Source organism: Bacillus sp. X1(2014), assembly GCF_007678255.1.
Map to the genome: position 1 here is coordinate 91,647 of NZ_VEED01000015.1, position 17,166 is coordinate 108,812.

The window sequence follows — 17,166 nt, forward strand, 5'->3', positions numbered from 1 at the left end:
CTAGAAAGAGGTGTAGCAAATGATTGCCAATATTTTAATTGGAGCAGCTATTTTTGGATACGCGACATGGGCTTTAGTTAGGTTTATTAATAAATCGAAAGAAGGAAAATGCGGGGCATGCGATTTGAAAAATTCATGTTCTAGTAATTGCGGAACACCGCCTAAACCACTATAAATAATTGAAACTGCTATCAATAAAGGTAGCAGTTTTTTGATGCTAGGATTTGAAGATTTAAGTAAACTAGTGTAAAATTACACTAGTTGTAATTGAAGGAAGGGCTTAATTTGACCAGAGATGAAATTATAATGCAGGTTTCTGAAAAGCTTCGCCTCATACGGACGGAAGTCGGCTATACACAGGATAAAATGGCAGACATTATTGGTGTCTCGAAGAAAACACTTGTTCAAATTGAAAAAGGTAGAGTTTTAGCCAACTGGTCTACTGTAGTTTCGATTTGTGCATTATTTCGTGAAACTGAAACAGTTCAATTTCTATTTGGAAATGAGCCGCTTGAGGTGTTAGAAACGGTTGCCCGCGAAGGAATAGATATTCGGAAGTCAAAAACACTCGGCGGCCGGATTTGGTGGAGAGTTGTAACGAAAAAGAACGGGTATATTCTTCAACAAAATATTCTTAGTAAACATTTTCGGATTTTGGATGAAGAAAATTATCGGATTTTTAGCAGTATTGATGAAAAGGTATCGAAACACCGTTTTAAAGAATTGACGAAAAATGAATAAACGACATAAAAAAGATGGGGATCCGCCATCTTTTTTCTTTTTTTTGGAATACTAAATATTGTCATAAAAACTCTCCCTATCTTCGAAAATTAACCGATGATAGATTACAGATAAAGGATGTTTTTCATTTGGTATTAAAAGAGAAAATTAAGACCATATTCAATAACTTGAAAAAGTGGCACTTGTTCCAAACTATTGTACTTTCTATGTTAATCATCATCTTAAGTTTTTTTGGACTACTTTATTATTTTTCCAAGGATGCAGATATATCAGGACTTAAGAACGAACTGCCACAATCTACCGTGTTTTATGATGTGAATGATGATGTAGCAAGTAAAGTGTCCTCAAATAAAAATGAAGGTGTCTCTATTAAGCAGGTTCCTGATTCAATGAAAAACGCGATTATTGCTATTGAGGATCGTCGATTTTATCAACATAGCGGTGTAGATTTGATAGGGACATCAAGGGCGCTCATCCGAGACCTAAAAGCTAGAGGAATGGTTGAAGGAGGCAGCACCATAACGCAACAATTGACTAAGAATACACTTCTCACCTCGCAAAAAACCTTAAATAGGAAGATGGAGGAGGTTTTTTTAGCACTACAGATTGAACGTGAATATTCAAAACCAGAAATCTTGCAAATGTATCTAAATCAAATTTATTTTGGAAATGGTGCATGGGGGATTAAAATGGCTGCAAGCAAATATTTTGCCAAAGAGGTTAATGACCTAACGATCAGTGAATCTGCATTACTTGCAGGACTAATTAAAGCACCTTCTGCCTTGAATCCTTATGAACATATGGAAAAGGCGACCGAAAGAAGAAATCTAGTATTAATACAAATGAAGAAACAAGGGTATATTTCGGATTCCCAGTATGAAAAAGCCATTCATGAAAAAGTAATTTTAAATGATAAGGGCGGTGACCCGTTCCGAGGCAAATTTCCATACTATGTTGATCAGGTTTTAGAAGAGGCTATAACTTTATATGGATTATCACAGGATGAATTACTAACAGGCGGCTATAAAATTTTTACCGAACTTGAACCTGAAATGCAAACAGCCATGGAAGAGACCTATCAAATTGAATCCTTATTCCAAGAAGGAAAAGATACCCTAGTTCAGAGCGGTGGTGTCCTCTTAGATCCCAAGACAGGTGGAATTAAGGCAATTGTTGGCGGCAGGGGAAAACATACGTTTAGAGGTTATAATCGAGCCTCGCAATTAAAAGCTCAGCCTGGTTCCTCCTTTAAGCCATTAGCGGTTTATACACCTGCATTGGAAGAAGGTTGGAAGATGACTGATTTGTTAAAAGATGAGCCAATGACATTTGGGAGTTATCAACCAAGTAATTACGATAATCAATATGCTGGTCAGGTGCCCATGTATGAAGCAGTAAAAGAATCAAAAAACGTATCTGCTGTTTGGCTGTTAAATGAACTTGGAATTGAAAAAGGATTAGATTCAATTAAGCGGTTCGGAATTTCATTGGACAAAAATGACCGTAATTTATCTCTTGCCTTAGGTGGTTTGCATAAAGGTGTCTCTCCTTTGAACATGGCTGAAGCTTTTTCTGTTTTTCCAAATAACGGAGTAAGAATAAAGGCGCATGCAATTAAGAAAATTGTTGATGCTGACGGAAAGGTTGTCGCTGTCTGGAAAGCAAAAAAAGAAAGAGTCACAACAAAAGCAGTAACCAACAATATAACGACCATGCTCCTTGGTGTAGTGGAACAAGGTACAGGTAAGGCTGCACAAATACCTGGCCGAGAAACGGCTGGAAAAACTGGTTCAACTCAAGTTCCAATTGAGGGAATAAATGGCTTGAAGGATCAATGGTTTGTTGGGTATACGCCGCAGCTGGTCGGGGCGATCTGGGTTGGCTACGATAAAACAGACAAGGATCATTATATTACGCCTGTCAGCAATAAAGGTTCAGCAGTTATTTTTCGGGAAGTTATGACGAAAGCATTAACGAATGAGCCTGTTGAAAGCTTTAATGTCCAGCATATCTCCACATTGATTGAAAAGAAAAAGCAAGAAGAGGCTGCTAAGAATCGTTATAAATTTCAAGAGAATTTTAATAACGAGGTTCAGAAGTGGGAAGAAAAATGGAATAAGCAAAAGGAAAAATGGAGAAAGAGATGGAATGATAAGGGAAAAGGTCATTAATGTTCCTCTATGAGAAGAAAGTTATTCGAGACAATTCAGAAAAATGGGAATTGACTTTTAAAAGAACTGGTGATAACCTAACAAAGGAAGAAAAAAAAGGAAAGGGAGGGTTACAAAAATGACTACATTCAATCATGTCTCTTTAACAATTGAATATTTGTATGTAACCTGTCCTGAAGAAATTTCCTGTTAAATTATCAATGTGAAATAATTGATTAATGACAAAAACACAGGTTACGTTTTATTTAATACGTGACGTGTGTTTTTTTGTCCCTTTTTTTAAAAGGAGGCATACTGCACTGTTGCGGTATGTCTTTTTTTATAGTTCAAAACAAACTTAAGGGAGGAAATTTGGATGGGATATTTAGAAGGATCTTGGACAGGAAATACAGCAGGAGCAATAGACGGAGGATAGTAAAACATAAGGGGGAAGTCAGTTATGTTTGCGGTGTTAAAAAAATTAAGTTGGTTCTTTAAAGAAAATTGGCAGCGTTATCTCATCGCGATTACCCTATTAATTTTAGTCGGCATATTGGATGTGATTCCGCCTAAATTAATCGGATTAGCGATTGATGATATTCATGAAGGCAGTATAAGTAATAAGAAAATAATACAATACCTTGGCATTCTTTTGGCAATTCTGGTTTCGTCCTATGCAATAACCTATATATGGATGTACCGGCTGTTTGGAGGGGCCTTCCTTGTAGAAAGGAAACTTAGGTCCAGATTCGTTGCTCATTTACTAAAAATGACTCCGATATTCTATGAAAGAAATAGAACTGGAGATTTAATGGCGCGTGCCACTAATGATTTAAAGGCCATATCAATCACAGCAGGTTTTGGGATCCTGACACTTGTAGATTCAAGTGTATGGATGCTGACATTACTATTAACGATGGGAATTTTAATTAGTTGGAAGTTAACGCTTGCGGCAATTATCCCGCTGCCAATTATGGCGATTTTAATGCAAATGTATGGAAAACGAATTCATACTCGCTTCATGGAAGCTCAAGATGCGTTTGGTGAACTGAATGACCGAGTACTTGAATCAGTTGCAGGAGTTAGAGTCATCCGTGCTTTTGTTCAAGAATCTGCAGATAGTAAGCGGTTTCATCAGCTTACGGAGGATGTCTATCACAAGAACATTAACGTTGCAAAAATTGACGCATTATTCGATCCAACAATTAAGGTGCTTGTTGGTATTAGTTACTTAATTGGGCTCGGTTATGGTGCCTATTTAGTTTTCCATCAATCGATCACATTGGGCAATCTTGTTTCGTTTAATGTGTATCTAGGGATGCTTATTTGGCCTATGTTCGCAATTGGCGAGTTGATCAATGTGATGCAGAGGGGGAATGCATCACTGGACCGTGTAAATGAAACACTTAGCTATCAGGAGGAAGTCATCAATCCACTAAGCCCTGTTTCGATACCACGTGCAGATCAAATTGATTATGGGAAGGTAACTTTTCGTTATCCTTCATCTAAGAATGATAACCTTCATCAGGTTGATGTTAGGCTTCTCCAGGGGCAGACATTGGGTATTGTCGGTAAAACAGGTTCAGGAAAGACCACCTTTATTAAACAGTTATTAAGACAATATCCACTAGGCGATGGAGAGGTATCCATATCAGGGGTATCTTTAGAGAAGCAAACCTTAGAACAGGTTCGCGACTGGATTGGTTATGTGCCTCAGGATCATGTACTGTTTTCTCGAAGTGTGAAAGAGAATATCCTCTTTGGCAGGAAAGAAGCGAGTGATGAAGAATTAGAAGAGGCCATTGATTTAGCTGCGTTTCGAAAAGATCTTGCCCTCCTTCCAGAGGGATTAAGTACACTCGTTGGAGAGAAGGGAGTGGCCTTATCCGGAGGGCAAAAACAACGGATTTCGATTGCACGCGCACTGATCAAAAATCCAGAAATCCTAATCCTCGATGATTCCTTATCGGCAGTTGATGCTAAAACAGAAAAAAGAATCATTGATAATATTAGAAAGGTAAGAAATGACAAGACCACTATCATCACCACACATCGAATGTCCGCTGTCCAACATGCCGACCATATTATTGTTTTAGATGATGGCAAAATTGTCGAAGAAGGGACACATGAACAGCTTCTTGAACATGATGGGTGGTATAAGGAACAATTTATTCGCCAGCAGATTACAGGGAAGATAGAGGAAGAGGTGCAAGCATGACAACAGGAAAACGATTAGCTAAATACGCCTTGGCGTATAAAAAAATTATTTTCGCAGCATTGATCATGCTGACCATTTCTGTCGGAACTGATCTCGCTGGCCCGTTTATTGCTAAAAATATTATTGATCAGCATATTTTAGGAATTGAATCTGTTTGGTATGAAACATCAGGCGGCAAAAAAGCAGTAAATTATGAAGGGAAATTTTATAAAAGAGAAAAGTATGTATCTAGTAGTGAACAAAAGGGAAAGCATATCCAAATTTTGCAAGTCGGTTCCAAGTTTGTTTTTATCGACGAAAAGATTGAATTTGACGGAAAGCGGACCTTAAATGCCGGAACATTGGAGATAAAAAATGGTGTTAGAAAGGTTGAATATCAGGCAAAGATCCTTAGGTTGTCTGAAATTTTAGCTTTTTATCAGCCTGAGATTCTCCCTATCGTTCAACTTTTAGCCATTTATTTCGGACTCTTGGTAGTATCAGCTGTTTTTCAGTACGGTGAACGCTTCTTATTGCAAAAATCTGCCAACCGCATCATTCAAAAAATGCGTGAAGATGTGTATGGACAGATTCAACGTCTGCCAATTAATTATTTTGATAACCTGCCTGCTGGTAAAGTAGTAGCAAGAATTACGAATGATACGGAGGCAATCCGTGAATTATATGTCACCGTTCTCGCCACCTTTTTTACAAGTTCCATTTATATTACTGGCATTTATGTGGCTTTGTTTATTTTAAATGTAAGGCTTGCGGCAATCTGTTTATTGTTATTGCCAATAATTTATGTATGGATGTTGATTTACCGTAAGTATGCTTCAAAATACAACCGTGTGATTCGTTCGAAGAATAGCGAAATAAATGCAATGATTAATGAGTCAATTCAAGGGATGAGTATTATCCAAGCATTCAGTCGCGAAAAAGAAACAAAAGCAGATTTTGAGAAACTTAACCATGAGCACTTTACCTACCAGAATAAATTATTAAGTCTCAATTCATTAACCTCGCACAACCTTGTCGGAGTCCTAAGAAATCTTATTTTTGTAGCATTTATTTGGTATTTTGGCGGTCAGGCACTAAATACTTCTACCATTCTTTCATTAGGGATGCTGTATGCCTTTGTTGATTATATTAATCGGCTTTTTCAACCGGTGCAGGGGATTGTTAATCAATTGGCCAATCTAGAACTTGCTCTGGTGGCGGGAGAACGTGTATTTAAATTGATGGATGAACCTGGGGAAAATGTAAGTAGTGAGCGAATTACTCGTTTTAAAGGAAATGTAATATTTGATCATGTATCATTTGGTTATAAAGACGGGGAATACGTTTTAAAGAATATTGATTTTGAAGCAAAGCATGGTGAAACAGTTGCCCTAGTTGGCCACACGGGATCTGGAAAAAGTTCCATTATGAATTTACTTTTCCGCTTTTATGATTATCAAAAGGGAAAAGTTACTATTGATGGAATGGATATTGAAACGATTCCCCGTCAATCTATTCGTAACCATATGGGAATTGTTTTACAGGATCCCTATTTATTTACCGGAACTATAGCCTCAAATGTAAGTCTTAATGATTCTGCGATAACCAAAGAAAAAGTAGAAAAAGCATTAAAGGATGTAGGGGCAGACAAGGTATTCAAGAATTTAGAAAATGGTTATGATGAGCCAGTACTTGAGAAAGGCAGTACCCTTTCAAGTGGGCAGAGGCAGATCATTTCCTTTGCACGAGCGCTGGCATTCGATCCAGCTATACTCATACTTGACGAAGCTACGTCAAGTATTGATACAGAAACGGAAACTGTGATTCAAGAGGCAATGGAAGTTCTGAAAAAAGGGCGGACCACCTTTATCATTGCGCACCGGTTATCAACGATCCGCAACGCTGACCAAATCATTGTCTTAGACCGCGGGATGATTGTTGAAAAGGGCACACATGATCAATTGATGGAGAAAAAAGGGAAATATTATCAAATGTATGAACTTCAGCAGGGCAACGCAGATTTGGCCGGCTAGAAAAACTTTATTAGAATTAGGGAACTTAGACGCTTCTCTTTTAGGTTAGGTCTTTATCTTCTTAAGTATGATGAACATTTTCTCTAGTTAGTCGGAAGAAGTTGGTCATCATCGCCCGGATGATGACCTTTTTCTCTGGTTAGTCGAAAGAATTTGGTCATCATCGCCCGGATGATGACCTTTTTCTCTGCTTAGTCGGAAGAATTTGGTCATCATCGCTCGTATGATAACCATTTTCTCTAGTGTGTCGGAAGAATTTGATCATCATCAAGTCATGGAGAGTTTGGCCATTTAGACAAGGAATCCCCTTAACAAAACAAGTTAAGGGTTTATGATAAGAGTTTTTGAACTTAGATTACTGTCTAGCTCCAGCGCCCTAGCGGCTAGTGTCCTTCGCTCTCCGCCCTACGATAAGTCAATCACGAATGCGCCTCCGGCTTTTCGTGTTTCCTTTATCTTAGTTGGAGCGCTCCTGGCCATACGCCGCTGACCAGGGCGCTTGCGCTTTTCTTAATAAGTAAGCCCTACACGGGATCCGATAAATTGCTTGCTAAATAACTGCTCAAAGGCAAAATCTGCTGTATCGTAAATAGAGATCGACGAAGGATCATCAGGAAGAATGTCTTTTTCATATCTGTAATGCCCTAATCTCTCTCCAATAGGCAAATAAGTCGGGCAAACAATCGTCCAATCGAGCCCAGACTCTTTTAATAATAAATAGGCACGTAAATGTTCCTCCGCATCACGGGTGCTTTTCCTTTTCGACTCGGACGATTGAAACCGATATAAATGAGGTGCAGATCGAGCCTGGAGAATTCCAGCTGTTCCAATCGTAATAATACGGTGTATTCCAAGCGCTTTCATATGTTTAATAATAAAGGGCATTGATTCAGAGAGTGTCGTGGTACCTGCTGTATTTAGAGAACTAATGACTACATCCGATCCTGTTAAAATACTCGCAATGTCGGTTTCATTTAGCACATTACCTTCCTTAACAAGAAGGCCTTCTCTTTTAATGTTTAGTTTACTCCTATCTCTCACCAGTGCTTGGACCGAATGGTGATTGGTTAATGCATTTTCTAAAATAATCGAACCCACTCTGCCTGTTGCTCCGAAAATGCAAATGTTCACAAAAAATTCACCTCTTATTCAATAAAGTGTAATATTCATCACTTGCGAACCCCTACGCTTATGATATTTTAAAGATGTTTTAGCATTTATTTATATAGGGGTGGGATGTATATGTCAGAGTATTCAGTTGTGCTATTGATCGGTAGTTTTTTAATCCTTTCTTATTATATCGGATATACAATCATTAAACATTAATTTAGTAACTGCAGACAAGTGTCTGCAGTTTTTTTCGTTAAATAAGTATGTTGATTTTTAATAAAATAGATAGGAATGGGTATATATATTGAAGTATATGAATTTGTGAGGTGTGTTGATAAGTGGAGAATTATCGAATTGAAAAGGATACACTTGGTGAGGTTCGTGTGCCTATTGATAAATATTGGGGTGCTCAAACACAACGGAGCAAGAACAATTTTAAAATAGGCTCAGAGAAGATGCCATTGGAATTAATATATGGTTTGGTCTTTATTAAAAAGGCAGCAGCCATAGTAAATTTCCAATTAGGGAAGCTCAGTGAAAATAAAATGAAGGCGATCCAAAAAGTATGTGATTCTATTCATGCCGGAGATATGGATGAACATTTCCCATTGGTGGTCTGGCAGACGGGTAGCGGGACTCAATCCAACATGAACGTAAATGAAGTGATAGCCAATAAGGCAAATGAATATTTAAAGGACCTAGGTGCTGGGCATGAAAAAATCCATCCAAATGATGATGTCAATATGTCGCAAAGCTCCAACGATACTTTTCCAACAGCCATGCATATTGCTGCATATCAAAAGATTGTAGTAGAACTTCTTCCGGCAATATCAGAACTTAAAAATACTCTCCTACAAAAGGAAAAGGATTTCTCTAAAGTCATTAAAATCGGAAGGACACATTTACAGGATGCAACTCCACTTACACTGGGACAAGAAATCAGCGGATGGCGGTGGATGCTTGAAAAATGTGAAAAGATGATAAAGGAGGCAAGCCAATATCTACTTGATTTGGCGATCGGAGGAACGGCGGTTGGGACAGGAATCAACGCACCTGCTTTGTTTGGTGATAAGGTTGCTGAGCAAATTTCCATATTTACTGGATACCCATTTCGGTCCTCAGAAAATAAATTTCATGCTTTAACAAGTCACGATGAGATTGTACATGTTCATGGTGCGCTTAAAGCTTTGGCCGCTGATTTAATGAAAATTGCTAATGATATCCGTTGGCTGGCAAGTGGACCGCGCAGTGGGATTGGAGAGATTAGTATCCCGGCGAATGAGCCTGGGAGTTCCATTATGCCCGGAAAGGTAAATCCAACTCAAAGCGAAGCATTGACGATGATAACATGCCAGATATATGGAAATGACGCTGCAATTGCTTTTGCAGCGAGTCAAGGAAATTTCGAGTTAAATGTCTTTAAACCAGTTATTATTAATAATTTTATCCAATCGGTTAGACTTCTTTCGGATGGAATAAGATCCTTTAATAAAAATTGTGTCGTAGGTCTTCAGGCAAATGACGAGATTCTTAAAGAACATTTGAATCGCTCATTGATGCTTGTTACAGCATTAAATCCTCATATTGGCTACGAAAAGGCAGCAGAAATTGCCAAATTAGCTTTCAAAGAAAATGGTTCCTTAAAGGAAGCCGCGTTAAAATTAGGTTATCTTACTGAAGAGCAGTTTTCGAAATGGGTTAAGCCAGAAAATATGATATGAAATTGAAAGCCCCTTCCGAATGGAAGGGGCTTAGCCATAATATTTATTTGTATTTACTTGGATTACTAAAAATTAGCGTTGGAATCCGCCAAGTTGAGACTCAGCCATTGCTACTAAACGTTTTGTAATTTCTCCACCAACAGATCCGTTGGCACGTGAAGTAGTGTCTGCACCAAGATTTACACCAAATTCTGAAGCAATTTCATACTTCATTTGACTAAGAGCTTGCTCGACGCCTGGTACTAGAAGTTGATTAGAGTTGTTGTTACTTGCCATAGTTGAATAACACTCCTCTTAATAAATTTGGGGTCAGTATGGAGTTGAACCATAATGGAGATTAAACCATTGCCGCCTAGGCCTAACCCATATTATCAATATTACTTTTGATAAACTTTCTACAATTGGAGATTCATTCATAAAACTTTGGTTTGGTTGGATGAGTCGGACTTGCACCGGCTAATACCCTTTTTGGTTTCATCCATCGTGTTGTTGAATGGTTGCTTGCTTTGTAATACTTATTATGATTAAAACGGAAAGACTTATTCGAGAAATTAATTAGTAATTTATTCCATTACATATGACATATAAGTTAACACAAACTAAGGATATCAATTAAACAAAAGGGTGAATGAAATGTCTGAATGCCCAGTATGTAATGGTTTCCGTGAAGCCTATTTATTATGTACAAATTGCGGTGAGCCTATGATGGAAAGTGGTCGTCTTATGGACTTTTATGATGATTACAGTCCATATATGGAAATAGACTTAATGAAAATGGAAGATGGATATCCTGATACAAATTCAGGTCATAAGTGCCCCCATGTGTATCGATGTCCTGCTTGTCATCTAGAAGAAGTATTTTTTATAAAAGAATAAGCCTCGCTCCAAGCGAGGCTATTCTGTCTTTACATTGTATACTATTATGGACGAATTCTTGATTCTGTTTCTTCATCAAAGAAATGTGCTTTATTCATATCAAATGCAAGATCTAATGTATCGCCAGGATGGATATCACCACGAGAATCAACGCGAGCCACAAAATCTTGACCGCCAATGCTTGAATAAATCATTAATTCTGCACCAGTTAACTCGGCAACATCTACTTGAGCTTTAATTTTTGATCCAGCAGATGCATCAATGAAAACTGGTTCATCATGAATATCTTCTGGACGAGTACCTAGGATGATTGATTTTCCAACATATCCTTGTTCGCGTAAATATTTCATTTTTCCTTCTGGAACAGAAAGAGCAGTATTTCCAATTACGAATTTTCCATCCTCTAATTTTCCGTTAAAGAAATTCATTGCAGGAGATCCGATAAAGCCGCCGACAAAGACATTCTCAGGCTTTTCATAAACTTCTTTAGGCGAACCTACTTGCTGAATGATACCATCTTTCATAACGACTAAACGTGTTGCCATTGTCATCGCTTCAGTTTGGTCATGTGTAACATAGATTGTAGTAGTATCTAAGCGACGGTGAAGTTTAGCAATTTCTGCACGCATTTGCACACGAAGCTTTGCATCCAGGTTTGATAATGGTTCATCCATTAAGAATACTTTTGCATCACGTACAATCGCACGGCCTAATGCTACACGCTGGCGTTGTCCGCCTGAAAGAGCCTTAGGTTTACGAGTTAAGTAAGCTTCTAGACCAAGAATTTTTGCTGCGTCTTTTACGCGACGGTCAATTTCATCTTTTGGGAATTTACGCAGTTTTAAGCCGAACGCCATGTTATCATATACCGTCATATGTGGATAAAGAGCATAGTTTTGGAAAACCATCGCGATATCACGATCTTTTGGAGCTACATCGTTTACTCTTTTACCATCAATGTAGAAATCTCCTTTTGAAATATCTTCAAGACCAGCAATCATTCGAAGTGTCGTAGATTTTCCACACCCTGATGGTCCTACAAACACGATAAATTCTTTATCTTCAATGTGTAAATTGAAGTCTTGTACAGCTGTTACTTTATTATCATAAATCTTATAAATATGATCTAATTTTAACTCTGCCATTGGAATTCCTCCCTTATCTTGTTAGTAATAGTTTACAAGCAGCAGAAGAAAATAGGTATGGACAGACTGCACAAAGAATGAAAACGCTTTTTTGGGCACATTGTTATCTTTTTTGACTTTGTTCAAAAAGGAGACAAGCTAAGAAGACTGTAAAGGCCCCATAAAAATCTTTTAATTGGATTCCAGACTTATCGATAAATTTATCAATTCGATATTGGAGTGTATTTCGATGGATGTATAACTTTTTTGCCGTCAAACTGGCATTTAAATTATTCTCCAGAAAAACTTTAATGGTCGAATACATCTCTGGATCATCATTAAAAACTTCGAATATTCCTTGATGGATCTTTGGTTTTAAATCCATCGGCAAATGATATGTCACATATGCTGGAAGAACCCGTTCAAATGTAAAAATATTCATAAAGGAGTTAAGATGGGTCAGACCAAAAGAAAAATATTCTTTCTCAAGCAGGAACTTTGAACGAAGTTGGTCGTTAAAGGAATTAAACTTTCCAATAAAAAAAGAGATTTTGACATAAAAATCACTTTCTAAGGTTTCTGACATGGAAATCAATTCTTCTTCCGTAAGTAAGACTATGGTGTCTTCTTCAATTATTATTCCTCGTCTTTTGTTCTCCCAGATGATAATGACTCCTTCAGTAAAGAACCCTTTTAATGCTGACTCAATCTCAAGTTGATTCGTATCATCACCGTTAATTTGAAATTGAATGAACCGAAGATTTGTCTCAACATGATAAGTGGGGGGAGGACCATCCTCTAATAAGTAGGCATCCCAACCCTTGGTAGCGGAGCTTCGGATTGTTGGCGGATGTTCAACTAATTGATAGATCGTTTGGAGGAGGGAGAATTCCTTTTCAGAAACATTAGATTTAGGAATGCCAATCCATTCGTTGTCCATCTCGCTGTAAAATATGTAAAACTGTTCTGAAAGCGTAATGGGTTGATCGGGAAATAAAACGGAATTTTCATAAATAGACAATAATTTTCTAAGCATCATTGATTTCCCCGTTTAATAAATATTTTTTTATGACTTCTAATATTATAACAGTAGTTACTAAACCTAATAAATCAAAAAGGCTAGCCAAGGTTAATTCGGCTAGCCTGTTATTTTGGAATTTCACATCAATCGCATTCATAGGGCGGTTGTTCTACTTGAAGGTCACGGGCTTCTTCGATATTAGTTGATTCCATTCTGGAATGCACTGAACCACCGGACATGCCTTCGTTGATCATTCGGTCAACATCCATAAACACCTTATCTCTGCCTTCATATGCAGAACCTGCATCCGTTCCCATGTCTTTTTCTTTGTCCATCATTATCATTCCTTTCCCAAAACTATATTTAGTTTTGCGGAAAAGGCAAGTTTTCATTCACGATGGTCATCCGAATTTTAGATTATTCATATACATGATAAAGCATTAGTTCATGGATTTGGCTTGATAGTGCCTCAATTTCATCCTGTTCAGGTACATTTGTTGTCCATTCAATTTTCCCTGTTTGGTGGTAAATTCCCGTCACCCGCTGTTTTTTATGATAAAAGGAAAAATTCCAGCCTGGTATATTTTTATTTTCAAATAACGGTTTAAATTGAAAGTGCATGATCATCGTCAAATCCTCCTTTTAATATTCTTATTTATAGCTTAACTGGTTAGGGAGAATATTTAAATATGAATTTTCTGTCAGATTTCATAATCGGAAAGTTGGAGGAAAATGCGGCAAAGTTGCTCAATTTTCCTTTCCTCAATTTCCTCTTCATCAAACCTCATTGGTTTGGAATTTACCTCGTAAATATAGTACTGGCCAGTCATACTTACCCCGGCATCAATAGAAAACTCTCCGAAATAGCCAAATCGATCAGACAGTGCCATCCCGATTTCAGGAACAATCGCTTCAATAAAACGATCATGCTCCTTGGTTTGTAAAATTTGATAGGGCAGGAGTCTACCGCCGGAAGGAATATGGGTAGTAATATCTTGTGTCTGAGATTGCCGAATTCCAACTCCTGTTACGGTGTAACCACCGTTTCCTCCGTGGGCGAGGATACGAAAATCGAAGCGGTTCCCCATATACTTCGCTGATTTTACTTCCGCTTGTGCTAAGTAGTTTTTTGCCAACAATTCCACACTGTGTTTTTCCCAAAAATGATCAAAGGATTTAAAAAGTTCATGCTCGTGTATCCCGTCTAATTGAAGACTGGTAGCACCATTTAACTTTAAGCGAAGAATTCCTTGTCCTTTGGAAGATTGAGCAGGTTTTAAATAAATGCTCTTATGTGTCTTTTGAAAAATGAATAAGTCCTTCTTCCTGTGGATAGGGATGGTTTCTGGCAGGAACGTTTTCAGAAACGGATGTATTCTAAACACCTCATAGAGCTCAAATTTATCAATAAAACATGGATTGAAATAAGGAATATTCTTCTCCTTTAAAATGGTAAAGAATTGCTGGCACCGTTCGCTTTGTTCTGATTTTCGGAAGGGGATCCGGTTATATACAATGTCTGGGTAGCGAAATTTTTCCTTTTTCCAATGATTTTGTTCAGGTAAAAAAGTATAGCCCATAATATGGTCTTTACCTGCGTCCTCTGGTATAAAAACAAAACTTATTCCATCAAGTGAAATAAGCTTTTTTTGTAATGCTATAAAAAGCGGGCCATTTCCAGCAATAGAACCATCTGCTTTTCTTGCTGACAGTATTCCAACCAGAGGCCCTTTATGATTGGTTTTCATTTGATTAACTCCTCTGGATGTAATAAGGATTGCTCTGTAAGAAAGACAGCAAATGCGATTGAAAACTTTCGGGTTAGCAAATCAAATTCTTTTAATTCAGGATGAGTAAAGATGGTTCTTCCTGGTTTGGAATTTGCTTCGAAGAGCCAAACTTCTCCATTTCGGTCGATACCTAAATCAAATCCAATCTCACCAATTATTCCTTCTACATGCCGATCCATTGCGCTGCTTAAAAGCAATGCCGCATCGGAGAGTCTCTGGGAATAAAGTGAACATTCCTCATTTGTGAATATTTCCTCGATTGTCTTAATATCTCCACCGCTTCTTGAATGGGTAGTTACGCTGCCAGGCCCTGCTATTTTTGCTGCAATCGCAGATACATGCCAATTTCCCAGGTCATCTTTGTTGGTGTGGATTCTAAAATCAATGGATCGGGATTCGGTTCGGAGTAGATTAATCCCTTGCTGTACCAGCATTTTTTCAAGGTATTGGCTGGCAAATACGTTTCCCATTAAGCTTTCTAAACTAGAAAATTTCCTCAGACGGTTTACATTACTTGTATCTTGGTATCGGCAGTAATAATCATCGCTGTGTTTGTCGTAAATAATTTGGTGAACACCTATGCCGAGACTGCCATTTTTAGGTTTGATAAAAACATGGCCATAGGTGGAAAGCATCGTTTCGATTGAGGAAAAGGATGTAAATGGTAATGTATCTGGAAGGAATTTAGACACAGTTTCATCTTGAATAAGCCTTTCATGGATTTCAAGTTTGTTAAAAAATCCAGGATTGTACCAAGGGATAAGATATTCTTTTTCCAATCGCTCTCTCACTTTTATTAATTTTGGGTTATTTTCACTTCTTCGATTTGGAAGTCGATCATAAATAACATTCGGAAAGGGAATTTCAACCGTTTCCCAACTGTTATTATGATAAAAATACCCTTCAATGGTCCCTAGATCCCAATCAATATGTTGTTCTCCAAACACAAATGGTAAGGCACCCACCATTTTATTAACAGAAAGGAGTTTCGAGAAAAATTGTGTTCGGTCGCCAATCGGTTCCAATGGCAAGGAGGTAAATCCTGCTGTAAAAATACCTACAAGTGGACCGATTATTAGACGTTGGTTAGCGCAGAAAACATGAAGTGGAATGTTGAAACTAGGATATTGAAGAGCTTGTTGAATTTCCCGGCTGATTGAAATTCGATCATCTTGATCAGGATGTGGGATAAAATCGACTTCTATCGATTTTGAACCAAAGGCAATTCGTTTTAACTCTTGTTCTTTTAGTATTGCAGGAGGACAGAATACTACTAATTGATCATTTTGAGCAACTTCAATGAGATAATGTTTTCTCATAATAGCTCTTCCTTTCATTTTGAGCCATTTGACTTAGGTGCTTCCCATATAGCAAAGGGGCAAGGGTTAAAGTCTCCTTTATGTCTGGCTGTGTATGAAGGAGGACTTTTCGACCCGGCTTTGAATTGATATCTAGAATCCAAATGGAGCCGTTTTTCGCTATTCCAATATCGATGCCAATTTCGAATAATGGTAAAAAAGCATTTTCAAGAATAGGGGGAAGATTAGATAGAATATAGGCTAATTCCTGATTAATGTAATCCTTTTTAGCGGGCTGTAAAGACGAAGACCAATCATCATAAATAGTGATAAAACCACCAGCACTTAAATTGGAAAGGATTCCCCCCGTACTCCCTACTCGAATACCCCTGCCCATTTCTCCCCATTTCCCATCGATTCCTTTCTGTAAGAGGATTCGAATGTCAAATGGCTGCAGGTCATCATTTGATAATTCTAAATACGGCTGCATAAGGTAGGGACGCTTGCTAATAAGTGGTTGCAGCCAACTATTAAGTTTGGTTTCATTTGGGAAGATTCGTGAGATAATATTCTTGTTTTTTTCTGTCTTAACATGGAAGGATTTGTTGTTTTTTTTCAAATAGTAAATGCCATTTCCTTGAGAGCCATTAATTGGCTTTAAAATCATTCTTTTTTTGGCAGTTAATTCATTTAACACGATGCCAGTATTTGAAACCGCATGAGACAGGGGCAAGTAAGCTGATAAAACAGTACTCTTTAATACTTCATAGAGTTCCAGTTTATTAGGCAGTCCATAGCCTAAAAAGGTTATTTCGGGTCTGTTCTTAAGCCAGGATACAATCGGAATACACTGCTTGGAGTGGTCATCATCCCCGTAAAAACAACGATCATAAATAAGAGCTGGAATGGGAAAATCTTTGTCAACCCAGGATTTTGTTTGTGGCATGAATTTTTTTCCTTCTACTTGTAATGTAAGTGGATTTATATTTGCAGGGGTGAATCGAAAACATTCCATCCCACAGGGTTCTGCAAGGTTTGCGATGTCGTTGATATAGGAATGCTCACTGTCAAAACTTATAGTCATTATTCCAAAGGCAATCAATTT

Annotated in this window: 18 protein-coding genes; 7 read left to right on the forward strand and 11 right to left on the reverse strand. The window is 37.8% G+C overall.

Going from position 1 to position 17,166, the window contains the following annotated elements; genetic code table 11:
• Positions 1–19: 19 nt before the first annotated feature.
• From FS608_RS22420 to FS608_RS22440, 5 genes are all read left to right on the forward strand, one after another.
• On the forward strand, positions 20–175 hold the full coding sequence (locus tag FS608_RS22420; RefSeq protein ID WP_144554793.1) for a FeoB-associated Cys-rich membrane protein: 156 nt from the start codon (positions 20–22) through the stop codon (positions 173–175).
• 110 nt (positions 176–285) lie between these two features.
• Complete coding sequence (locus tag FS608_RS22425; protein ID WP_144554794.1) at positions 286–741, forward strand: helix-turn-helix transcriptional regulator; 456 nt, start codon at positions 286–288, stop codon at positions 739–741.
• A gap of 206 nt (positions 742–947) precedes the next feature.
• The gene (locus FS608_RS22430; protein WP_144554795.1) at positions 948–2,912 is read left to right on the forward strand and encodes a transglycosylase domain-containing protein; all 1,965 of its coding nucleotides are present in this window, start codon (positions 948–950) and stop codon (positions 2,910–2,912) included.
• Positions 2,913–3,351: 439 nt separating this feature from the next.
• Positions 3,352–5,109: an ABC transporter ATP-binding protein gene (locus FS608_RS22435; protein ID WP_144554796.1), complete on the forward strand. Its 1,758-nt coding sequence runs from the start codon at positions 3,352–3,354 to the stop codon at positions 5,107–5,109.
• Entirely contained in the window at positions 5,106–7,121 is a 2,016-nt protein-coding gene (locus FS608_RS22440; protein ID WP_144554797.1) for an ABC transporter ATP-binding protein, read from the forward strand. Before FS608_RS22435 ends, FS608_RS22440 begins: the two co-directional genes overlap by 4 nt.
• Before the next feature lie 108 nt (positions 7,122–7,229).
• On the opposite strand, the gene FS608_RS31440 is transcribed toward FS608_RS22440, so the two are convergent.
• Positions 7,230–7,355, reverse strand: a complete 126-nt coding sequence (locus FS608_RS31440) for a hypothetical protein (RefSeq protein ID WP_260871775.1) — start codon at positions 7,353–7,355, stop codon at positions 7,230–7,232.
• A gap of 276 nt (positions 7,356–7,631) precedes the next feature.
• On the reverse strand, positions 7,632–8,252 hold the full coding sequence (locus FS608_RS22445; protein ID WP_144554798.1) for an NAD(P)-dependent oxidoreductase: 621 nt from the start codon (positions 8,250–8,252) through the stop codon (positions 7,632–7,634).
• Positions 8,253–8,569: 317 nt separating this feature from the next.
• Between FS608_RS22445 and fumC the strand changes: the two genes are divergently transcribed.
• Entirely contained in the window at positions 8,570–9,952 is a 1,383-nt protein-coding gene (fumC, locus tag FS608_RS22450; protein WP_144554799.1) for a class II fumarate hydratase, read from the forward strand.
• 72 nt (positions 9,953–10,024) lie between these two features.
• Here the strand turns inward: fumC and FS608_RS22455 are convergent, their stop codons facing one another.
• Complete coding sequence (locus FS608_RS22455; RefSeq protein ID WP_026566044.1) at positions 10,025–10,228, reverse strand: alpha/beta-type small acid-soluble spore protein; 204 nt, start codon at positions 10,226–10,228, stop codon at positions 10,025–10,027.
• Positions 10,229–10,585: 357 nt separating this feature from the next.
• Here FS608_RS22455 and FS608_RS22460 point away from each other — a divergent pair, with 357 nt between their 5' ends.
• Complete coding sequence (locus tag FS608_RS22460; protein ID WP_026566045.1) at positions 10,586–10,828, forward strand: hypothetical protein; 243 nt, start codon at positions 10,586–10,588, stop codon at positions 10,826–10,828.
• Positions 10,829–10,872: 44 nt separating this feature from the next.
• Here the strand turns inward: FS608_RS22460 and FS608_RS22465 are convergent, their stop codons facing one another.
• The 8 genes from FS608_RS22465 to FS608_RS22495 all read right to left on the reverse strand — a co-directional run bounded on the left by FS608_RS22465 (position 10,873) and on the right by FS608_RS22495 (position 17,163).
• Positions 10,873–11,973 carry an ABC transporter ATP-binding protein gene (locus tag FS608_RS22465; RefSeq protein WP_144554800.1) on the reverse strand — a complete coding sequence of 367 codons (1,101 nt, stop codon included), beginning with the start codon at positions 11,971–11,973 and terminating at the stop codon, positions 10,873–10,875.
• A gap of 103 nt (positions 11,974–12,076) precedes the next feature.
• The gene (locus FS608_RS22470; RefSeq protein ID WP_222127393.1) at positions 12,077–12,988 is read right to left on the reverse strand and encodes a helix-turn-helix domain-containing protein; all 912 of its coding nucleotides are present in this window, start codon (positions 12,986–12,988) and stop codon (positions 12,077–12,079) included.
• The gene (locus tag FS608_RS30900) at positions 12,981–13,130 is read right to left on the reverse strand and encodes a hypothetical protein (protein ID WP_222127394.1); all 150 of its coding nucleotides are present in this window, start codon (positions 13,128–13,130) and stop codon (positions 12,981–12,983) included. Before FS608_RS30900 ends, FS608_RS22470 begins: the two co-directional genes overlap by 8 nt.
• Positions 13,117–13,308: a hypothetical protein gene (locus FS608_RS22475; RefSeq protein WP_144554838.1), complete on the reverse strand. Its 192-nt coding sequence runs from the start codon at positions 13,306–13,308 to the stop codon at positions 13,117–13,119. Before FS608_RS22475 ends, FS608_RS30900 begins: the two co-directional genes overlap by 14 nt.
• A gap of 82 nt (positions 13,309–13,390) precedes the next feature.
• Positions 13,391–13,600: a YheE family protein gene (locus FS608_RS22480; RefSeq protein ID WP_144554802.1), complete on the reverse strand. Its 210-nt coding sequence runs from the start codon at positions 13,598–13,600 to the stop codon at positions 13,391–13,393.
• Between the two features lie 74 nt (positions 13,601–13,674).
• On the reverse strand, positions 13,675–14,721 hold the full coding sequence (locus FS608_RS22485) for a YheC/YheD family protein (protein ID WP_144554803.1): 1,047 nt from the start codon (positions 14,719–14,721) through the stop codon (positions 13,675–13,677).
• The gene (locus FS608_RS22490) at positions 14,718–16,082 is read right to left on the reverse strand and encodes a YheC/YheD family endospore coat-associated protein (protein ID WP_144554804.1); all 1,365 of its coding nucleotides are present in this window, start codon (positions 16,080–16,082) and stop codon (positions 14,718–14,720) included. Before FS608_RS22490 ends, FS608_RS22485 begins: the two co-directional genes overlap by 4 nt.
• On the reverse strand, positions 16,060–17,163 hold the full coding sequence (locus FS608_RS22495) for a YheC/YheD family endospore coat-associated protein (protein WP_144554805.1): 1,104 nt from the start codon (positions 17,161–17,163) through the stop codon (positions 16,060–16,062). The genes FS608_RS22490 and FS608_RS22495 overlap by 23 nt, the downstream gene beginning before the upstream one ends.
• Positions 17,164–17,166: the final 3 nt, after the last annotated feature.